Source organism: Shewanella sp. SM71, assembly GCF_025653905.1.
Taxonomy (GTDB): domain Bacteria; phylum Pseudomonadota; class Gammaproteobacteria; order Enterobacterales; family Shewanellaceae; genus Shewanella; species Shewanella oncorhynchi.
Genome location: NZ_JAKKRW010000056.1, coordinates 1 through 657, shown reverse-complemented (window position 1 = coordinate 657; position 657 = coordinate 1). Strand labels below are relative to the sequence as shown.

Annotated in this window: 1 rRNA gene; it reads right to left on the bottom strand. The window is 45.2% G+C overall.

The features are described from left to right. Nucleotides 1–432: 432 nt before the first annotated feature. Nucleotides 433–657 (bottom strand): 16S ribosomal RNA (locus tag L5L97_RS22820); the annotation flags it as partial.

Sequence of the window (657 nt, the reverse complement as noted above, 5' to 3'; positions counted from 1 at the left end):
CGCAAGTTACTACGTCCTTCATCGCCTCTGACTGCCAAGGCATCCACCGTATACGCTTAGTCGCTTAACCATACAACCCAAATGAGTTTCACTCATCTGCGCCGCATTGCGACCAGCTTGGTTTTACTTGTCTCACTTCTGACCAAAGAAGTGGACGCGCCTTAGACGTAAACTATTCAATAAAGAATAATTTACTTTTGAATATTCAAGACACTTAATAAAGTGTTTGAGAACTCATGTTCAATGCTTTCGCATTAAACGTTTTGTAATTAATCACATGACAGACTCATGCAATTAAATACTATCAGCTTTCCAAATTGTTAAAGAACAACATCTACCTGCAAGAGGGATGTTTCGCTCTGACTTCTCCTGAGAGAAGCTAAACAAGCAATCTGTGTGAACACTCAGCAAACATTAAGTTAGTCGTATAGGTAAGGAGGTGATCCAGCCCCAGGTTCCCCTAGGGCTACCTTGTTACGACTTCACCCCAGTCATGAACCACAAAGTGGTGAGCGCCCCCCCGAAGGTTAAGCTACCCACTTCTTTTGCAGCCCACTCCCATGGTGTGACGGGCGGTGTGTACAAGGCCCGGGAACGTATTCACCGTGGCATTCTGATCCACGATTACTAGCGATTCCGACTTCATGGAGTCGAGTT